We start from the raw sequence: 18473 nt of genomic DNA, 5'->3' as shown, positions 1-18473 counted from the left end.
CGCGCTCAGTTGACGTGGTTGCGTTTGGCCAGATCGACCATCTCCACCAATGACTCGGTCTTGAGCTTCTCCATGATGCGGCCACGGTAAGTGCTGATGGTCTTGGCACTGAGGTTCATGCTTGCGCCGATGTTCTTGTTGTTTTCACCACGGCTCAGGCGCCGCAGTACTTCCATCTCACGGTTGGACAGGCTGCCCAGGCGGGCGGGCTCGCTCTCCAGGGTATTGCTGTTGACCGCCATCTGGGGGAAGGTCGAGTAGCCCTTGATCAGTGCCTTGAGGGCGAAGACCACAGCCTCAAGGTCTTCGCCCTTGGTGACGAAGGCACCGATACCGGCATCCAGGCAGCGGCGCACGTAAAGATCGGTGGCTTGCCCGGTCAGCACCATGATTTTCGGTGCCGGCTCCTGTTGTTGCAGGCGCTTGATGACTTCCATGCCATCCAGCCCGGGAAGCCCTATGTCCAGTACCACTACATCCGGGCGTAATTCGCGCACCTTCTGTGCCACTTCGCTGCCATTGTCCAGTTCGCCGACGATACGAAAGCGCTCGCGCTCGAACAGTATGCGCAGGGAAAAACGAACGATGGCGTGATCATCAACGATCAGCACGGTTGTCATGTCATCAACTCCTGTCGGAATGTGGTCGGCTTCCTGAAGTAATCAGGGGGTACGTCTGCAAGCTTTTTCGGCAGTGCAGCACGATACGACCATTCCGGATCCGTAGTAATGGCGAGTATAGATGTGTTGAACAAGCGAGCCGGTATTGTGGAAATTTCCTACAAGAATGTTGTTACAGGCCTCGTCGCAAGTGGCGAGGCCTGTGAACGGCAGAGGGTCAGGCGCAGGCGGGGTGAGGCTTGAGCACGCGCTGGGTCGAGGCGGGGTTGTTGTTCAAGGCCTGGCCCACCCGCGCCGGGCGGGCCAGCAACTGGCCGCCGCAATTCGGGCAGCGGCCCTGCAAGCGATCGTCAGCGCAGTTGCGGCAGAAGGTACATTCGAACGAGCAGATCATGGCGTCAGGGCTGTCGCCCGGCAGGTCGGCATCGCAGCATTCACAATTAGGGCGCAGCTCCAGCATGGATAGTCCTCCGGTGGTGGAAAGCGCAGTCTGCGCCGTCCTTCGCAGGCTTGGCAATGCTAGTCGCCGGGGCGGAACAAGTGCGCGTGGCCGGCGCGGTACAACGCTGACTCGGTGAACGGGGCATCGCCGAGTACATGGCCGACGAGGATCAGGGCGGTGCGTCTGAAACCCTTGCTGGCGACCTGTTCGACGATATCGGCCAAGGTGCCGCGCACTGAGTCCTGGTCTGGCCAGGTGGCACGATGTACTACCGCGACCGGGCAGTCGGGGCCGTAGTGGGGAAGCAATTCTTCGACGATGCGCGGCAGGTGCTTGACCCCCAGGTGAATGGCCAAGGTACTGCCGTGCCGGGCCAGGTCGCCGAGCTGTTCGCCTGCAGGCATCGGAGAGCTGTCGCCGTAGCGGGTGAGTATGACGGTCTGCGCGACCTGTGGCAGGGTCAGTTCGCAGCCGAGCAGCGCCGCGCTGGCGGCAGTGGCGGTGACCCCTGGGACGATCTGGTAATCGATGCCCAGTTCGCGCAGGTAGCGGATCTGCTCGCCGATGGCACCATACAGGCTGGGGTCGCCACTGTGCACCCGGGCCACGTCCTGGCCGTTGGCGTGTGCGGCGCGAATGGCGTCGATGATTTGTTCGAGGTGCAGTCCGGCACTGTTGATGACCTTCTCGGCCTGGTGGCCTTCGAGTACCGCTGCGGGTACCAGCGAGCCGGCATAGATGATCACAGGGCACTGGCGGATCAGGCGTTGGCCCTTGACCGTGATCAGTTCCGGATCGCCGGGGCCGGCGCCGATGAAGTAGACCGTCATGGCAAATCCTTGAAAAAAGAAGCAATTATCCGGCGCAGGCCAGAGCCAGGGTAGCGGGGCCACGCACCTGGCGGGCGACCTTGAGTGTGACGCTGGGGTGACTGAGGCTGGCCAGGGCCAAGGCGCTGCTCTCGGCGACACCCCAGCAACCGCTGTGCGCGAAGGCCACGGCGGAGCGGTGGCTGAGCTGGGGTTCGAACCGCTGCAGTTGCTCGGCCGCGAAAACCACCAAGGGCAAGGCGTGACGTGCGGCGAGTTGCTGCAAGCCTGGCTCGTCGGCCTTGCCAGCGATGCTGGCAAAGCCACGAAGTGCTGTGATGTTCAGGCCGTGATGTTCCAGCACTGCTTGCAGCAGGGCTTCGAGCACGTCCAGCGGACAGCCCCGGCGGCAACCGAAGCCGGCGTACAGCACCGGCATTGACGGGGCGGTCATCAGGCGTGGCTGGAGCGGCGATACAGCCAGGCGCTGAGCAAGCCCAAGGCCACCCAGAATGCCGCGTTGGTCAGCCACGAAGCGATCATGAACTGGGTTTCCAGGGCGTGCGGTGCCAGGCTTTCGTGGACCTGCGGCTGCGGCGCGCCGATTACGTGCGGTACCACCAGCAACACGGCACCCAGGGCCTTGAGCAGGCCATGACGTGCGAACACCAGCATGGTCAAGCCCAGTGCCGTCGCGGCGGCAGTGCCGACCCACCAGCTCTGGCGCTGACCGAGATCGGCGGCGGCAGTGCCGGGCAGTTCGGGTGGCAAGCCCAGGGTAGGCGCGAGGCAGAACACGGCAAAACCGGCCAGCCCCCACAGTGCGCCCGTGCTGGTGCGGGCTGGCTCCCGCAGGCTGTACAGGGCGGCGAGGATCAGGGCGAAGCCGACGGCAACCACCAGGTTGCCGCCGGTGGTCGAGAGGGTGCGCTGCCAGCCATCTTCGGGCGACCAGGCTTCTTCGCCATGGGTGTGGCCAGTGCCAGCTTCTTCGCCGTGGCTGTGGTGCGCAGCTGCCGGGCTGGCCGATTCGTAGGTTTCCGCCTCAAGGATCAGCGGTGCGACCCAAAAGCTTTGCAGCAGGGTCAGCAACAGGGCAGCGAGCAGGCCGCTGAACCCGGCTGTGCGGGCAATACGCTTGATCATGGCAGCCTCAGTGGCAGGGGAAGGCGGCGCTATGGCGTGTGTCGTGCGCGGCGTTGTGCACGGCTTCGATGTGCGAGAACCCGGCGAAGTAGACCAGGCACAGGCCGAGCAGGCTGGCACCGACGGCGATGACCACCCGCTGGCTGAGGGTGATGGGGGTGGCGATGCTGTGTTTGGCGCTGGTGATGGGCATGACGCGATCCTCTGCTTTTTTGTAGGGGCAACGGACAGGCGCGGCAGTCCCGGGGGCAAGGCGCCCGAGGAGATGCGACAGCGCCCGCCCACCGCGGGGTGTTCATGGACGACAGGCCGGTCTCCGGGCTTGCGAGGAGGAGCAGGGCTCCTTGAAAAACATCACCTTCCCATGCCTGACTGCGTGGCACAGTGGTCTGGACGCTTCGCTCGCTTACCGTTGCGGGGGCAGCACCGGATTTGCCCGGCCCTGGAGGGCCTGCGACGCACCGATTTCCCGTTTCACCCCCGCTTGGGGGCACCTGACGCAAGGCGTAAGGAGAGCACGGGGCGAGGGAGACGTCAAATGTCATACAGATGCAATGCTTGCTCTTGCTCTTGCTCTTGCTCTTGCTCTTGCTCTTGCTCTTGCTCTTGCTCTGCTCTTGCTTTGGCTTTGGCTTCTAAGCGCGCAATAGTCCAGGCGACGCTGAGTGCGACTTCAGGAGGCCGAACGCAGGCGTCTGGAGGGCCAGGGTGCGCAGCACCCCTTCGGCGCAGCCGAAGGCGCGAGATGTAGACTTGCGCAGCAAGTCGTAGGCCGCGCGGGCCCGGAAGGCGCCGGAGTGAGGGGACCCCGGAGCGCAGCGCAGGGGCCGGATGATGGGAGCGGGGGTTTTTGCCTACTTTTTGCCCAGTCAAAAAGTAGGTCGCCGTAAAGGCGAAAAGGTGATTCAGCGCCACCATGGCGAATGAATGTTGACTTGATTTGAAAGCCCACTCCCAAAAGCCAAAAGCCAAAAGCCAAAAGCCAAAAGCCAAAAGCTCGACTGCGGTGGTTTTGATTGAGGCGAAAGCATTCATTGGCAGCGGCGACGCACAGTCACCTTTCCGCCCTTACGGCGGGTCACTTTTTGTCAAACGCGACAAAAAGTAACCAAAAAACGCTGGCTCCCATCATCCGGCCCCTGCGCTGCGCTCCGGGGTCCCCTCACTCCGGCGCCCTCCGGGCCCGCGCGGCCTACGACTTGCTGCGCAAGTCTACATCTCGCGCCTTCGGCTACGCCGAAGGGGTGCTGCGCACCCTGGCCCTCCAGACGCCTGCGTTCGGCCTCCTGAAGTCGCATTCGGCGTTTGCTGAACTACCGCGCGCTTAGAAGCAAAAGCAGAGCAAGAGCAACAGCAACAGCAAGAGCAACAGCAAGAGCAACAGCAAAAGCTGAACCTTGGGCTTCGTGGACAGGATGGCAACAGTTGACCACCCGCCACCCCCCGCGTAGCCTTGCGACTTCGAGGTTCTTCGGCACTGCCGAAGCTAAGACGGGAACGCGGTACAAGCCGCGGCTGCCCCCGCAACTGTAGGCACCGACAATGGGTCGACACAGCCACTGCGCCACCGCGCGGGAAGGCGTCACCCCGCCAGCTGCTTGATGCTCTGGAACGGTGCAAGCCAGGAGACCTGCCTCGAGACGATTTCGACTTTCAACCGGGCGGGGTGATCCGGTGGCGAACGAGCCCGGCCGGCCTGGCCTGCGGCTTTCGTCCCGTGTGCCCGCACCAACCTGCCAAGGGCAACGCGACATGAAAACACTGGCCAAGCTCCCCGTCACCATCGTTACCGGCTTTCTCGGCTCGGGCAAAACCACCTTGCTCCGCCACATGCTCGACAACGCCCAAGGCCGCCGCATCGCGGTCATCGTCAACGAATTCGGCGAGCTTGGCATCGACGGCGAAATCCTCAAGCAATGCAGCATCGGCTGCACCGAGGAAGAAGCCAGCGGCCGCGTCTATGAACTCGCCAACGGCTGCCTGTGCTGCACCGTGCAGGAAGAATTCTTCCCGGTGATGCGCGAACTGGTCGCACGCCGCGGCGACCTCGATCACATCCTCATCGAAACCAGCGGCCTGGCACTGCCCAAGCCCCTGGTGCAAGCCTTCCAGTGGCCGGAAATCCGCAACGCCTGCACCGTCGATGCGGTCATCACCGTGGTCGACAGCCCGGCCGTGGCTGCTGGCACCTTCGCCGCCTACCCGGACCAGGTCGACGCGCAACGCAAGCTTGATCCCAACCTCGATCACGAATCGCCACTGCACGAACTGTTCGCCGACCAGCTGGCCAGTGCCGACCTGGTGGTGCTGAACAAGGCTGACCTGATCGACGCCGAAGGCCTGGCCAAGGTGCGTGCCGAAGTGGCCGAGGAGCTGCCGCCAGCCGTCAAGGTAGTCGAAGCCAGCAGCGGCCGGCTGCCGCTGGAAGTGCTGTTGGGCGTAGGCGCCGAGTCCGAGGCGCACATCGATGGCCGTCGCACCCACCACGATTCCCACCATGACGGCGATGACCATGACGATCACGACCATGATGCCTTTGACTCGATCTCCATCGACCTGCCCGAAGCTGACGAAAGCCTGCTGCTCGATGCCCTGACCCAGCTGGTGGTGGAGTTCGGCATCCTGCGTGCCAAAGGCTTCGCGGCCATCCCCGGCAAGCCGATGCGCCTGCTGGTACAGGGCGTGGGCACCCGTTTCGACAAGCACTTCGACCGCGCATGGCGCGCTGACGAACCCCGCATCACCCGCCTGGTGCTGATTGGCCAGGACCTCGATGCGGTACAGCTGGAGGCGCGCCTGCGCCAGGCCCTGGGCGCCTGACCCATGCACCTGCTGCGGACCCAGCCCGGCGGCTTCGTGCCAGACGACAGCATTGCCGACCTCGGCCAGACGCCCGCCGACCTGGTGATCCTCTGCAGCGGCGACTCGCACCTGGCACTGCTAGCCGAAACCGCCGAGCAACTGCCAGACGATTTCCCCAGCGTGCGCCTGGCCAACCCGATGCAGGTGCAGAACCATGCCTCGGTCGACTTGTATGTCGACGAGGTCCTGCGCCACGCCAAGGTAATCCTGGTATCGCTGCACGGTGGCGTCGGCTATTGGCGCTACGGCGTCGAGCAGCTGGTCGAACTGGCAACGCGGGGCGTGCAGCTGATCCTGGTCCCCGGCGATGATCGCCCGGACCCGGAGCTGACCGGCCTCGGCACGGTCACCGGCGAGCCGGCCGAGCGCCTCTGGCACTACTTGCGCCAGGGCGGCAAGCGCAATGCCATCAACCTGTTCAACTGCCTGGCCAACCAGTGGCTGGGGCGTGACTACCCTTGGGACGAACCGCAGCCTTTGCCGCGCACTTCGGTGTATCACCCGCGCCTCCCCGGCGCACGGCTCGAAGACTGGTACAGCCACTGGAACAGTGAGTATCCGGTGGCACCGCTACTGTTCTATCGTTCTCACCTGCAGGCTGCCAACACCACATTCATTGACGTGTTCTGCGAGCGCTTGCAGGCCGCCGGCCTCAACCCGCTGCCCATCGCGGTGGCGAGCCTCAAGGAAAGTGCCTGCCTGGAGCAGGTCGAAGCCTGGCTGGACGAAGTGGGGGCCGAGGTGTTGATCAACACCACCGGTTTTGCCCTTTCCAGCCCGGAACGGCCCAACCTGCGCCCGTTCCGTCGTGATATCCCGGTGTTGCAGGCCATCTGTGCGCAGGACAACCAGCCCGGCTGGGAGGCCAGCGAGCAGGGCCTGGGTGCCCGCGACCTGGCCATGCACATCGCCTTGCCCGAACTGGACGGGCGCATCATCACCCGACCGGTCAGTTTCAAGGACATGGCCTGGCGCAGCGAACGCAGCCAGTCCGATGTGGTCTGTTACCGTGCCCACCCCGAGCGTATGGACTTTGTCGCCGAGCTGGCACGGCGTTGGGTAGAACTGGCGCGCCTGCCCAATGGGCAAAAGCGCGTGGCCCTGGTGCTGGCCAACTACCCGACCCGCGATGGCCGCATCGGCAATGGCGTCGGCCTGGATACCCCGGCTGCTGCCCTCAACATCCTCAAGGCACTGCAGGCCGAAGGTTATCCGCTTGCAGAGCTGCCAGGCAGCGGCACGCAACTGATTCATCAGCTGCTGGGCGGGGTGACTAACGACCTTGAACACCTCGACCAACGCCCGTGCGCCCAGAGCCTGAGCCTGGCGGACTACCACGCGGCCTTCGCACGCCTGCCAGAGGCCAATCGCCAGGCCGTGCTGGAGCGCTGGGGGCCGCCCGAGCAAGACCCGATGTACCGCGCTGGCCGCCTGATGGTCGCCGGCCTGCGCTTTGGCCTGACCTTCGTCGGTATCCAGCCAGCGCGCGGCTACCAGGTCGACCCCAGCGCGGTGTACCACGACCCGGACCTGGTGCCACCGCATGGTTACCTGGCGTTTCACTTCTGGTTGCGTCATGCCTTTGCTGCCGATGCCGTGATCCACGTCGGCAAGCACGGCAACCTGGAGTGGCTGCCCGGCAAGGGCGTCGGCCTGTCCGCACACTGCTGGCCGGACGCGCTGCTCGGCCCGCTGCCGAATATCTACCCGTTCATCGTCAACGACCCGGGCGAAGGCGCCCAGGCCAAGCGCCGGACCCAGGCGGTGATCATCGATCACCTGATGCCGCCGCTGACCCGCGCCGAAACCTACGGCCCGCTGCGTCATCTGGAGCAGCTGGCGGACGAATTCTACGAAGCCCAGCTGCTCGACCCACGGCGTGCACGAGAGCTGCAGCGCGACATACTCGAGCTGGTCAAGGCCAACCATATCGACCGTGAGTTGCAGCTGGAGGGCCAGCTGGACGATGCCGCGGTGTGGTTGCCGCGCCTGGATACCTACCTGTGCGACCTGAAGGAATCGCAGATCCGCGATGGCCTGCATGTATTCGGTCAGTCGCCGCAGGCGCGCCTGCGCCTCGATACCTTGCTGGCTTTGCTGCGCGTGGAGCGGGGCGATGGTCGCGGTGGCAATGCCAGCTTGCTGCGGACCCTGGCCAAGGCACTGACGCCGGGCTTCGATCCCCTCGACTGCGACCTTGGCGAGGCCTGGTCAGGGCCACGCCCGGCGATGCTGCAGGCCGTGCAAGCGGGCGCTTGGCGCACTGCTGGCGATACCCGCGAGCGCCTTGAGTTGCTTGCCTTGCGCATCATCGAACAGGCCCTGGAAGGGCCGGCGCAGCTGCCCGAACAACCGCAATGGCAGCCAGTGCACGACGTGCTGGACGCCCTGCGCGAGCAGGTCGCCCCTGACCTGGATGCGTGCGGCGCTGCGGAGATCAATGGGCTGCTGGCCGCGCTGTGCGGGCGTTTCGTACCGGCCGGTCCCAGCGGTGCACCCAGCCGCGGCCGCCTGGATGTACTGCCCACCGGGCGCAACTTCTACACCGTCGATGTGCGCAACCTGCCCACCACCACCGCCTGGCGCCTGGGGTTCGCCTCGGCCAACCTGATCCTCGAACGGCACCTGCAGGACCATGGCGACCATCTGCGCCAGCTGGGCTTGTCGGTGTGGGGCACGGCGACCATGCGCACCGGTGGCGACGACATCGCCCAGGCCATGGCATTGATGGGGGTGCGCCCGGTGTGGGCTACCGGCAGCCAGCGCGTCGACGACTTCGAGATCCTGCCACTGAGCCTGCTCGACCGCCCACGGGTGGACGTGACGCTGCGCGTCTCGGGCTTCTTCCGCGATGCCTTCGGCAACCTGATCCGCCTGTTCGATGCGGCGGTGCAGGCAGTGGCGGCACTGGACGAGCCGGACGACCTGAACCCCCTGGCCGCACGGGTGCGCAACGAACGCGCCAGCCTGCAGGCGCAGGGCGTGGATGCCGAACAGGCGGCGCGCCAGGCGGGATGGCGGGTGTTCGGGGCCAAACCAGGCGCCTACGGTGCCGGCGTGCAGAACGCCATCGACGGCCGCCTGTGGCACAGCCGCGAAGACCTCGCCGAGGTATACCTCAATCATGGTGGCTATGCCTACGGTGGCCGCGATGAAGGCACCCCGGCGCGCGCTCAGTTCGCCCGGCGCCTGGGCCAGGTGCAGGCGGTGTTGCAGAACCAGGACAACCACGAGCACGACCTGCTTGATTCCAACGATTACTACCAGTTCCAGGGCGGCATGCTGGCCGCGTCGGAGACCTTGTCCGGTGGGGCAGTGGCCAGTTATCACGGCGATCACAGCCAGGTCGACCGGCCGCGGATCCGTACCTTGAAGGAAGAGCTGAACCGCGTGATCCGTGCCCGCGCCCTGAACCCGAAGTGGATCGACGGGGCGAAACGCCATGGCTACAAGGGTGCGTTCGAGCTGGCCGCGACCGTCGACAACCTATTCGCCTTTGACGCCACCACGCACCTGATCGATGACCATCATTACCAGTCGCTGGCCGATGCCTACGTGCTCGACCCGGCGACCCGCGACTTCATGCGCGAGCACAACCCCGAGGCGCTGCGCGACCTCACCGAACGCTTGCTGGAAGCCCAGCAGCGCGGGCTTTGGGAAGCCCCCGGTGACTATCGCGAGGCACTTGAGGAACAGTTGCTCGACGGCGAGGAACAGCCTTGAAATGAGTGAACCCGTGCAATTCCCACTGGCGGCCGTGGTCGGCGCCGAGGACCTCAAACTGGCCCTGTGCCTCACCGCCATCGACCCGAAGATCGGCGGCGTGCTCATCGAAGGCCCGCGCGGCATGGCCAAGAGTACCTTGGCGCGTGGCCTGGCCGACCTGCTGGGCGAGGGCCCGTTCGTGACCTTGCCGTTGGGCGCAAGTGAAGAGCGTTTGATAGGGACGCTGGACCTGGATGCTGCACTTGGCCAGGGCAAGGCGCAGTTTAGCCCCGGTGTGCTGGCCCATGCCGATGGTGGCGTGTTGTATGTCGATGAAGTCAACCTGCTGCCCGATACCCTGGTCGACCTGCTGCTGGATGTGGCTGCCAGTGGTACCAACCGCATCGAACGCGATGGTATTTCCCATCGGCACAGTGCCCGTTTCGTGCTGATCGGCACCATGAACCCCGAGGAAGGCGAGTTGCGTCCGCAATTGCTCGACCGCTTCGGCCTCAATGTGGCGCTCGATGGCCTGCCGGCTCCAGAGGCACGCCAGCAGATCATCCGTCGGCGGCTGGCGTTCGACAGCGACCCGCAGGCATTCTGCGAGCAGTGGGCCAGTGCCCAGGCGCTACTGCGCGAGCGCTGCCAGGCGGCGCGCCAGGGGCTGGCGGCGATTGCCCTGGACGATCAGGCCCTGGCCTGGATCACCGAGCGTTGTTTCGCCGCTGGCGTAGATGGCCTGCGTGCCGATCTGGTCTGGCTGCGAGCTGCCCGTGCGCATTGTGCCTGGCGCGGTGGGCAGGCGATCGAGGAGGGGGATGTCGACGCCGTGGCCGAATTCGCCTTGCGCCATCGCCGGCGCACGCCAGCCGAGGTGCCAGCCTCTGCGCCGCCCGGTGCAGCGGATGGCCGCGACAGGCAAGGCGAGGGTGGCCAGGGCGATTGGGGCGCACTGCCGGCGCAACCGGTGAGCAGCGGCGCACGGCGAGAGGTGCCGAACTGGGCAAAAAAGCCCTGAGCATCCGCCAACCAGATTTGCAGCTGGCGGATGCCATGCCTCGTGCCGGAAAACTGCCAGGTGCCAGCCGAGGCCGCAGCCGTGCAGCCTCCTCTGGCCGGGTGGCCTGGCTGCCGACCTTGCTCAAGGGCCGCCCGCGGTTGCGCCAGGACCTTTGCTGGCAGCAGCGCCAGGCGCAGGCCAATGAACTGTGGCTGGTGATCGTCGATGCATCGGCTTCCACCCGGCGCCACCAGGCGCTGGCGCAGTGCAAAGGCCTGCTCGCCGAGTTGTTCGACCAGGCCTATCGGCAACGCGCCCGCCTTGCGCTGCTCACGGTCAGCGGTGGCGCTCCACAGTGGCAGCGTCATGGCCTGAAGGCGTCGGCAAGCCTGCAGCCTTGGCTGCAGGCCCTCGGGGCTGGCGGCGGCACGCCTTTGATCGCAGCGCTCGATCAGGCCAGGCGCTGGTTGCAGGCCCGGCACAAAGCCCATCCCCACGAGTTGCAGCGCTGCCTGGTATTCACCGATGGTCGCCTGCAGCGTTGCAATGGCGTGCAGCCCATGCCTTGCGCAACGGTGCTGGTTGACATGGAATTGGCGCCAGTTCGCCTTGGCCGGGCGCACCAGTTGGCCACGCAATTACAAGCCGTCTATCAGCATCTTGAGCAATTCAAGGTAAAGCAGTGAATAAGGTGGGGCGGGATGGGCGCGACACTATGTCGCAATAAGAAAGTTGCCTGGCAGGCTATCGCTAAGTTGCTCAAGTGCGTGCCGGGCACGCACTTGCAAAGGCGCAACGCGATTATTTCGGCATTGACCAAGGTTGCAGATCGTAACCTTTCTGGGACAGTTCGGCGCGGACTTCCTCGATCAGGCTGGCCCACTGTGCAGGGTCCGAATAGATACGCGACGATACTTGTTTGCTGCCGATACGGGTGCTGGTCCGGTCGATCACCGCAAGGCTCAGTTCGCCTGTACCGTTGGGCGCATCCCAGGCAACGCACTGGAAGGGTTCGAATGCGTGGTCGGCAATCAGCAGTGCCTCGTTGACACGGAGCGGTGCATTCATGGTTCGGTCTCTCTATGGTCCCAAACAGCGAAGTGAGGTCCGCGTAACTGCTACGTCGCTTCAGGTGTTATCGCGATCCGCAGCGCGGGGTTACTCGTACTGATGCTCCAAGTTAGGGGTGGAGTCACACAGCGCATGTAAAATTTTTGCCGGTTACAGATTTTTTGTTTCCCGGCGCCGCTGTGACGCCAATGAATATGAAAAATTCCCGAGCCGGTTTGCTTCGTCAGAATCCGGCAGACAAACGGTCGTGGGCAGCGTCAAGTTCGTTGCTACTGTTAATTCGGCGCCGCAACTTACTGTTTTAACGAAAAAAACCAACAATTGGCGCCAAGGAACGGTCATGCACGAGACTGCCGCCCTGCGTCGCTTGCTCATCGTCGACCCCTGCGACGATTGTCACCGTCTGCTACCCGGCTTGGAGAGTGCCGGCTGGGAGGTTCACAGTTGTGGCCTGGACCAGGCCCTTGAGCACCGTTGTGATATCGGGGTGTTGCGCCTGCAGGCCTCGCACTTGCGGCATCCGGACGCGGTCAAGGACATGATCAAGCGCAGCAACACCGAGTGGATTGCCGTGCTCAACGCCGAGCAGTTGCGTATGCAGAACGTCGGTGACTTTGTCTGCGAATGGTTCTTCGATTTTCACACCTTGCCGTTCGATTACTCCCGCGTGCTGGTGACATTGGGGCGAGCATTCGGCATGGCCCGCCTGCGCGGCAAGGGCACGGTGAGGGTGGATGGGCTGGAGCATGAACTGCTCGGCGACAGCCGGCCGATCCTTGAGTTGCGCAAATTGCTCGGCAAGTTGGCGCCTACCGAATCGCCTGTGCTGATCCGCGGCGAGAGCGGCACCGGCAAGGAGCTGGTGGCGCGGACACTGCATCGGCAATCCCAGCGCAGCGAAATGCCGTTCATCGCCATCAACTGCGGGGCGATCCCTGAAAACCTCATCCAGTCCGAGTTGTTCGGTCACGAGAAAGGGGCCTTTACCGGTGCCCATCAACGCAAGGTCGGGCGGATCGAGGCAGCCCATGGTGGCACCTTGTTCCTCGATGAAATCGGCGACCTGCCCCTGGAGCTGCAGGCCAACTTGCTGCGTTTTCTGCAGGAAAAACACATCGAGCGGGTAGGTGGAAGCCAGCCGATACCGGTCGACGTGCGGGTACTGGCGGCAACCCACGTTGACCTTGAAAAGGCCATCGAACAAGGGCGCTTTCGTGAAGACCTCTACTACCGGCTCAACGTGTTGCAAGTGGTGACAGCGCCGCTGCGTGACCGGCATGGCGATCTGTCGATGCTGGCCAATCATTTTTCCCACTTCTACAGCCTGGAAACAGGCCGCAGGCCCCGCTCATTCAGCGACCATGCGCTGGCAGCGATGGGGCGCCACAACTGGCCGGGCAATGTCCGTGAACTGGCCAACCGGGTCAGGCGCGGGCTGGTGCTCGCCGAAGGGCGCCAGATCGAGGCCCAGGACCTTGGCCTGCAGGGCCTGGAGCAGGAAGAGCAGCCGCTGGGCACGCTGGAAGACTACAAGCACCGGGCCGAGCGCCAGGCGCTGTGCGATGTGCTGGACCGGCACAGCAATAACATGAGCATTGCGGCGAAGGTGCTTGGTGTATCACGGCCGACGTTCTACCGGCTGCTGCACAAGCACCAGATTCGTTGATCAGCTGGATTGGGCGATATGCCCGTCAGACAAGTCTTCCAGCGGCTCTTCCTCGCCAGGTAGCGCGGTGATCACGCTGAAGTCACTGATCTCGACCTCGCCGCCGCCGTAGCCGAGCAGGTGGAAGGAAAACGCCTTGCGCATCGTCGGATTATCGAACCCGAACTCGATTTCCAGGGGTTCGTCGGCCGTCACCCGGATCTCTTCGGGCAACCCCAGCGGCACATCCTGTTCCAACTCCTTGGCCTTGAGCTGAATGTAGGCCGCGTGCTGCCGGTCCAGCGAACGCACCTTGACCCGCACCCGGGTGTGCGAGCCTTCGGGCATTTCCAGGTACTGCGCGCCGATCAGGTTGTCAGCCCAGTCGTCGCGTATGCGCGCCTGCAACTGAATGGCGGACGGGCCGCCGAACTGATAACGCAGGTTGAGCGGCGTCTGCAAAAGCGACTGGTCGAGCACACCGGCCAGCGCGCCAATCTGTAGACCCAGGGTGCTGTCGCCAGGGCCGAGGTAGCGGGCCTTGTCAGCTATGAAGCCTGGACTGTCATAGCGGCGGCAACGCTGCTGGAAATCGCACTCGGTGAAAACGCCCTTGCCATCGTGGTAGCGCAGCATGCCGTTGGTGTAGGAAATCATCTCCCGGCCACTGTCGTAATCGCGGTACAGCGAGCGCCCGCCAAGGGCGACCGGGATCGGCAGGGCAAAGTAGTCGAGCAGCGACGTGGCCAGGTCGATGTGGCCGTAGGTACCGGTCTTGATGTGCGGCAGTTGCGCCTGCTCCGGTGCCAGGGTCAGGTTGAAGCCCCAGGACGAGGCCAGACGCACGCCATCGATACCGTGGGATTCGTCAGAGGTCACCACTACCAATGTGTCCTTGAGCACGCCCTGACGTTCGAGGTTGTCGAGGAAGGCACCGATAGCATCGTCGAGGTAGGCAACCGCCGCTTGCTTGGCGGTGTCGTAGCGCTGCAGGTAATCGTCGGGAGCGGAGTAGGGCTGGTGGGTACCCACGGTGAGCAAGGTGAGCATCCATGGGCGGTCTTGCTGGCGCAACTGGCCGACATAATCCAGGGCCCCTTCGAAGAAGGCCCGATCGTCCTTGCCCCACGGGAATTCCAGGTAGTTCTTGTTGCTGAACCACTCCAGCCCGTGCACCGAGTCGAAGCCGATATGCGGCATGATCCGGTCCTTGGCCATGAAGCGCAGGCCCGCGCCTTGCAGGTAGTGGGTGGTGAAGCCTGCCTGGCGCAGCTGTGCTGGCAGGCAGGCCTGGTTGCGCTGCTGCTGGGTGAGCAGTTCGACCCCCTTCGGTGTGCCGTTGGCCAGCTTGTCATAGTCGCCACACAGCATCGCGTACAAGCCGCGAATGGTCTGGTGCGTATGCAATACGTAGTCCGGGGTGTTCATGCCTCGTTCCGCCCAGTGGCTGAGCTTGGGCATCAGGTCTTCATCGAAGCGGCTGTGCAAGGCCTGGCGGTTGGGGCGCACATAAGCGCCGGGGATGCCTTCGAGGGTGATCACCAAGAGGTTTCGGGCACGACCTGGTGCGGCCAGCAGCTTTTGCCCGCTCAGGTCATGCTGGGTCAGGCCGGCACTTGGCAACGGCGTGACGGCGGGAGCCCGACCGGCCCAGTGCTGGGCGTGACGCTCCAGGTCGCCGATGGCCGCAGACAGCAGCTGATGAGCAAGCGTGTACTGGCGCCACTGGTCAGCGTCACTGGGCGCCAGGTGCTGGCTGCCCCAGTGTGCAGCGAACAACAGCGCCGGGATGGCCCAGGCCTTGCGCGTGAACTTCGCACCCGGCTGCCTGCGGCTGCGCCAGGCGCTCCCCAGCCAGACCAGCAGGCCGCCCGCAAGCAACAGGGGCAGCCAGGCATGGGCCAGACCGCCGCCGGTGGAGTTTTCCATGAATTGCGGGTCGAACAGATAGCTCAGGTCGGCACTGGTGGGCAGCCTGCCCACGGCGCTGACCAGCTCGGCCGAAGCCACCCACAGCGCGGCCCAGGCCAGCAGAACCGGCAGCGCCAGCCACCATGCGCGGCGCTGCAACAGCAGCACCAGCAGACTACCTAGCGCCAGGTCCGACAGATAGCCATACGGGCTGGACCAGCCCAGCAGGGCGCGCACGACCAGGGGAATCACCAATACCAGTGTTGCCAGGGCAAGCAGCCGGGTGCGTGGTGGGCCTTGCAGGTTCTTCACGAAAACTTTCCTTTTTGCCATGAAATCGTCACAAATATGTGCGCGATGATAACAGGCCGATCCCCCGGAAAGCCGTTGCCTACAAGGTTGGTAACCAATTGGGGCGCGATGCGCCCCGACGGTCAGAAGTAGTACGGGAATTTCAGGCTGAAGGAAAAGTCGGGTGCATCATCTGTCAGGCCAATCGACAAGTTCGGTACGATCGTCAGGTTGTTAGTGGCGGCAAAGGTCAGGCCGACGTTGAAGTTGGCCGCGTTATAGTCACTGTTGGTGATCGACTGCCAATCACCCCCGTCGGGCTTGATCTTGCTCTTGCTGGAAAACTGGTCGGTCACCGAGAACGACATGCTCATCTTTTCGTTCAGGGCGAACGCGATACCGCCGCCGATCTGCCAGGAATCGCCCAGCTTCACGTCACCTGGCACCTTGGTGTTGACCTGCGGGCTGATGTCGCTGAACGAGTCCTGCATGTTGTAGGTGTATTGCAGGCTGCCGAATAGCACGGCCGGGTCGAACGTCTTGACCAGCGAGATACCTGGCGAGATCGACCAGACACCATTGCCCGTAGGCAGATCTTCCGGCACCGCCAGGTTGTCGTTGCCAGGGCTCTGGATCAGCTTGATGCCATACGGATCCTTGCCAGTGGGTGCTTTTACCCGCAGCGTGGCCACGGCGTCGGGCCAGGTTTCGTCCTCGTCGAGGAATTTGTAGGCGATACCCACGTTGACGTCGCCGATGGTCGGGTCGCGGGTCACCGATTCATCGTTGGTGGTGCCAGCAGCACCGCCTGCACCACCCGACGAATAGGTGGACTGGCGATACACGATGGGGACGTTAATATCGAACTGCCAGCGTTGATCCACGTTGTAACGGGCCGTCAGGTCCAGGGTCCAGTTGTCGGCCTTGATGCGGTCGATGTTGATGTTGCCCAGAAAGATCGAGTCCAGCGCCAGGAAACCGTTGAGGGTCAGCGCACGGGTATCGTAGTGGGTGTAGGTCAGGCCGGTTTCGACACTGAACTTGCCGCCACCGAAGAAGCCGCTCGCTTCGTCGTACAGGTTTGACACGCTCTGCGCCGGCTCCGAGTTGTCCTGCAAGGACTGCCCGTAGGAGCTGCCGCTGCTACCCGGCGTGCCGGTGGCTACGGTCTGGCCACCTTTCACCCCCTCCGCAGGGGACTTGGTCAGGCGCTTCGGTGCTGGCTGAGCGGGGGCCTCTTCGACCTGCTTGAGCCGTTGTTCAAGCACCATCAGTGCGTTCTGTTGGGCTTCGTAGCGCTGTTTCAGCGCAATCAGTTCCTGTTTGAGTGCTTCGACCTGAGGGTCGGTTGCCGCTTGCAGCAGAGTGGCCGGGGCCAGTGTTGAAATACAAACGATAGCTCTGAACGTCGACAAACGGTGCATGGATTAGCCGTCCCTTCTGACTACATACGATGAGACATGAGCGTAGTTCAGTATCCGAGATTGCGAAGGCCTTTGAGCTGCTCAAGATTGGCCCCCATGGCCCCGGCCATCGGCGCGCTGTCACGCAACACCACATTGAGCGAGGTCAGGTTGCTGACCCGGTTGCTGGAGCCGAGCAGGGTGGTGTTCTGCATCAGCCCACCTTCGCCCAGGCGCTGCAGGCTGCTACCCTGGTTGCCGTTGGCAATGATGTTCATCTGCACGCCAGCGCTGCTGGACGACACGCTCATCGAGCCCGCGCCGTTGGACCCCACCAGGGTGGAGCCGGCCGCCAGGGCCTGGCCCTGTGGTTGGCTGGCAGGCGCTTCGTTGCCCTTGGTGACGTTGATGTCGACATTGTTGTGGGCCGTGTTGAAATCACCGGCCGCGCGTACCACCTGGGTTACCCCCTCGGTGGTGTTGAGGCCGCTGCCGCCAGTGACGGTACCGGTACCGGCGCTGCTGGTTCGGGCGCTGCCAGTCCCTTTTTCATCGATCATCGAGACATAGAACTGCGGTTTGATGGTCGATTGCTGGATTTGCATCGTCGAGGTCGCACCGATCACTTCGCCATTGGCGTTCTGCCAGGTACTGCTCATGACGACACCGAAGCTGACGATTCGCCCGGGCATCACGTAGCGCCCGCGCAGGTTCGCCAGTTCCTGATCCTTCAATTCGACCGGTTTCAATGTTTCTGCCTGGCTCGGCAGGCTGGCGGCAAGGCAAATGACTGCCAGCCACAGGGAAGTCTTCATGGGGTTCTCCCGGAGCGTCTTGCCCTACTTCATGAAAAGAAGGTGGTTAGAAGAAGTCGCTTTGAATGAAACCGAAGTCCATCAACTCTGCGTCCTGCACCGGCTGGAAGTTGCTGATGCGGTTCTTGGCGCTCAGCGGCAGCGGTGGGTCGAGCAGGATGTTGTTCTTGTCATAGCCCTTGCCGATGACGGCGAAGATGATGCCGTTCCAGCCTTTGACGAAATCATCGAGCTTGAAGCGTTTATGGCCGAGAACCGGATCGCCGATATACACCCAGCCCCTGTCGACTTTCTGCATGACCACGAAGTGCTTGTAGCCGCGGATGTCCATCAGCACGACCACGGGAATGCGGATGCTGTTGAGTGTGTCTGGGGCTACCTTATAGCCGCGTGCACGCATGCCCAGGCTTTCCACGTACTTCTTCATGTCGAGCATGGAGAACCCTTGTGTGCGCACCAGGTCCTGGTTGGCGTGGGCCAGCATGCCCTCGATTACCTGGTGTTCATCCACGTCCAGCCAGTAAGCCTGGCGCAGGATGGTCGCCAGCGACGCTGCTCCGCAGCTGAAATCGGTCTTCTGTTGCACCAGGTCGGCGAACTTGCGTTCGCGAACGCTCTGGATCGGTTTGTAGATGACTGCACCACCTGGCAGTACGGACAACGGCATCTGCGAGGCTTCGCCGACGCTGGCGATGCACAGCAGAAATGCCAAGGCGAAAATGCGCATGTTCGACGCCCCCTGCCTTCTTC

The 18473-nt window shown here is 63.6% G+C and carries 17 protein-coding genes and 2 riboswitches; of the genes, 5 read left to right on the top strand and 12 right to left on the bottom strand.

The window, feature by feature from the left end; genetic code table 11:
• Positions 1-5: 5 nt before the first annotated feature.
• The 7 genes from ACTORR_RS01760 to ACTORR_RS01730 form a co-directional block, all read right to left on the bottom strand.
• A complete protein-coding gene (locus ACTORR_RS01760; RefSeq protein WP_054886571.1) occupies positions 6-620 on the bottom strand; it encodes a response regulator transcription factor in 615 nt (204 codons plus the stop codon).
• A 217-nt stretch (positions 621-837) separates the two neighbouring features.
• The gene (locus ACTORR_RS01755; protein WP_054886570.1) at positions 838-1080 is read right to left on the bottom strand and encodes a DUF1272 domain-containing protein; all 243 of its coding nucleotides are present in this window, start codon (positions 1078-1080) and stop codon (positions 838-840) included.
• A gap of 59 nt (positions 1081-1139) precedes the next feature.
• Positions 1140-1892 carry a precorrin-4 C(11)-methyltransferase gene (cobM, locus tag ACTORR_RS01750; RefSeq protein WP_054886569.1) on the bottom strand — a complete coding sequence of 251 codons (753 nt, stop codon included), beginning with the start codon at positions 1890-1892 and terminating at the stop codon, positions 1140-1142.
• Positions 1893-1917: 25 nt separating this feature from the next.
• Positions 1918-2310, bottom strand: coding sequence for a cobalamin biosynthesis protein (locus ACTORR_RS01745; protein ID WP_313365587.1), 393 nt, complete (start codon positions 2308-2310; stop codon positions 1918-1920).
• A gap of 14 nt (positions 2311-2324) precedes the next feature.
• Positions 2325-3017, bottom strand: a complete 693-nt coding sequence (locus ACTORR_RS01740) for a CbtA family protein (protein WP_099813676.1) — start codon at positions 3015-3017, stop codon at positions 2325-2327.
• A 7-nt stretch (positions 3018-3024) separates the two neighbouring features.
• Positions 3025-3210 carry a CbtB domain-containing protein gene (locus tag ACTORR_RS01735; RefSeq protein WP_054886566.1) on the bottom strand — a complete coding sequence of 62 codons (186 nt, stop codon included), beginning with the start codon at positions 3208-3210 and terminating at the stop codon, positions 3025-3027.
• A 97-nt stretch (positions 3211-3307) separates the two neighbouring features.
• Positions 3308-3530: riboswitch (cobalamin riboswitch) on the bottom strand.
• Between the two features lie 21 nt (positions 3531-3551).
• Complete coding sequence (locus ACTORR_RS01730; RefSeq protein WP_441343517.1) at positions 3552-4052, bottom strand: hypothetical protein; 501 nt, start codon at positions 4050-4052, stop codon at positions 3552-3554.
• A gap of 412 nt (positions 4053-4464) precedes the next feature.
• A riboswitch (cobalamin riboswitch) is annotated at positions 4465-4669 on the top strand.
• Positions 4670-4769: 100 nt separating this feature from the next.
• On the opposite strand from ACTORR_RS01730, the gene cobW reads away from it, so the two are divergent.
• The 4 genes from cobW to ACTORR_RS01710 are packed head-to-tail and all read left to right on the top strand — an operon-like array spanning position 4770 to position 11273.
• Positions 4770-5837: a cobalamin biosynthesis protein CobW gene (gene cobW, locus ACTORR_RS01725; RefSeq protein WP_054886517.1), complete on the top strand. Its 1068-nt coding sequence runs from the start codon at positions 4770-4772 to the stop codon at positions 5835-5837.
• Positions 5838-5840: 3 nt separating this feature from the next.
• Positions 5841-9602, top strand: a complete 3762-nt coding sequence (gene cobN, locus ACTORR_RS01720) for a cobaltochelatase subunit CobN (protein ID WP_441343516.1) — start codon at positions 5841-5843, stop codon at positions 9600-9602.
• A 1-nt stretch (position 9603) separates the two neighbouring features.
• Positions 9604-10605: an ATP-binding protein gene (locus ACTORR_RS01715; protein ID WP_054886515.1), complete on the top strand. Its 1002-nt coding sequence runs from the start codon at positions 9604-9606 to the stop codon at positions 10603-10605.
• A 35-nt stretch (positions 10606-10640) separates the two neighbouring features.
• A complete protein-coding gene (locus ACTORR_RS01710) occupies positions 10641-11273 on the top strand; it encodes a vWA domain-containing protein (protein ID WP_054886514.1) in 633 nt (210 codons plus the stop codon).
• Between the two features lie 115 nt (positions 11274-11388).
• On the opposite strand, the gene ACTORR_RS01705 is transcribed toward ACTORR_RS01710, so the two are convergent.
• Entirely contained in the window at positions 11389-11655 is a 267-nt protein-coding gene (locus ACTORR_RS01705) for a hypothetical protein (protein WP_054886513.1), read from the bottom strand.
• 343 nt (positions 11656-11998) lie between these two features.
• On the opposite strand from ACTORR_RS01705, the gene ACTORR_RS01700 reads away from it, so the two are divergent.
• On the top strand, positions 11999-13324 hold the full coding sequence (locus ACTORR_RS01700) for a sigma-54 dependent transcriptional regulator (protein WP_054886512.1): 1326 nt from the start codon (positions 11999-12001) through the stop codon (positions 13322-13324).
• Here the strand turns inward: ACTORR_RS01700 and ACTORR_RS01695 are convergent, their stop codons facing one another.
• From ACTORR_RS01695 to ACTORR_RS01680, 4 genes are all read right to left on the bottom strand, one after another.
• Positions 13325-15526 (bottom strand): LTA synthase family protein, encoded by a 2202-nt coding sequence (locus ACTORR_RS01695; RefSeq protein ID WP_441343515.1) that lies wholly within the window; start codon positions 15524-15526, stop codon positions 13325-13327.
• Between the two features lie 122 nt (positions 15527-15648).
• Positions 15649-16929, bottom strand: coding sequence for a hypothetical protein (locus tag ACTORR_RS01690; RefSeq protein WP_054886510.1), 1281 nt, complete (start codon positions 16927-16929; stop codon positions 15649-15651).
• A gap of 47 nt (positions 16930-16976) precedes the next feature.
• On the bottom strand, positions 16977-17723 hold the full coding sequence (locus ACTORR_RS01685) for a hypothetical protein (protein WP_262108534.1): 747 nt from the start codon (positions 17721-17723) through the stop codon (positions 16977-16979).
• A gap of 46 nt (positions 17724-17769) precedes the next feature.
• Positions 17770-18450: a C39 family peptidase gene (locus ACTORR_RS01680; RefSeq protein ID WP_054886508.1), complete on the bottom strand. Its 681-nt coding sequence runs from the start codon at positions 18448-18450 to the stop codon at positions 17770-17772.
• Between the last annotated feature and the right edge of the window lie 23 nt (positions 18451-18473).

It is taken from the genome of Pseudomonas sp. SAR267 (assembly GCF_052077595.1).
Taxonomy (GTDB): domain Bacteria; phylum Pseudomonadota; class Gammaproteobacteria; order Pseudomonadales; family Pseudomonadaceae; genus Aquipseudomonas; species Aquipseudomonas vlassakiae.
This window is presented reverse-complemented; position numbering and strand designations above follow the sequence as displayed.

Coding starts and splice junctions, on each gene's coding strand:
- ACTORR_RS01760 (WP_054886571.1), bottom strand. CDS start 620: ATGACAACCGTGCTGATCGTTGATGATCACGCCATCGTTCGTTTTTCC.
- ACTORR_RS01755 (WP_054886570.1), bottom strand. CDS start 1,080: ATGCTGGAGCTGCGCCCTAATTGTGAATGCTGCGATGCCGACCTGCCG.
- cobM (WP_054886569.1), bottom strand. CDS start 1,892: ATGACGGTCTACTTCATCGGCGCCGGCCCCGGCGATCCGGAACTGATC.
- ACTORR_RS01745 (WP_313365587.1), bottom strand. CDS start 2,310: ATGCCGGTGCTGTACGCCGGCTTCGGTTGCCGCCGGGGCTGTCCGCTG.
- ACTORR_RS01740 (WP_099813676.1), bottom strand. CDS start 3,017: ATGATCAAGCGTATTGCCCGCACAGCCGGGTTCAGCGGCCTGCTCGCT.
- ACTORR_RS01735 (WP_054886566.1), bottom strand. CDS start 3,210: ATGCCCATCACCAGCGCCAAACACAGCATCGCCACCCCCATCACCCTC.
- ACTORR_RS01730 (WP_441343517.1), bottom strand. CDS start 4,052: ATGAATGCTTTCGCCTCAATCAAAACCACCGCAGTCGAGCTTTTGGCT.
- cobW (WP_054886517.1), top strand. CDS start 4,770: ATGAAAACACTGGCCAAGCTCCCCGTCACCATCGTTACCGGCTTTCTC.
- cobN (WP_441343516.1), top strand. CDS start 5,841: ATGCACCTGCTGCGGACCCAGCCCGGCGGCTTCGTGCCAGACGACAGC.
- ACTORR_RS01715 (WP_054886515.1), top strand. CDS start 9,604: ATGAGTGAACCCGTGCAATTCCCACTGGCGGCCGTGGTCGGCGCCGAG.
- ACTORR_RS01710 (WP_054886514.1), top strand. CDS start 10,641: ATGCCTCGTGCCGGAAAACTGCCAGGTGCCAGCCGAGGCCGCAGCCGT.
- ACTORR_RS01705 (WP_054886513.1), bottom strand. CDS start 11,655: ATGAATGCACCGCTCCGTGTCAACGAGGCACTGCTGATTGCCGACCAC.
- ACTORR_RS01700 (WP_054886512.1), top strand. CDS start 11,999: ATGCACGAGACTGCCGCCCTGCGTCGCTTGCTCATCGTCGACCCCTGC.
- ACTORR_RS01690 (WP_054886510.1), bottom strand. CDS start 16,929: ATGCACCGTTTGTCGACGTTCAGAGCTATCGTTTGTATTTCAACACTG.
- ACTORR_RS01685 (WP_262108534.1), bottom strand. CDS start 17,723: ATGAAGACTTCCCTGTGGCTGGCAGTCATTTGCCTTGCCGCCAGCCTG.
- ACTORR_RS01680 (WP_054886508.1), bottom strand. CDS start 18,450: ATGCGCATTTTCGCCTTGGCATTTCTGCTGTGCATCGCCAGCGTCGGC.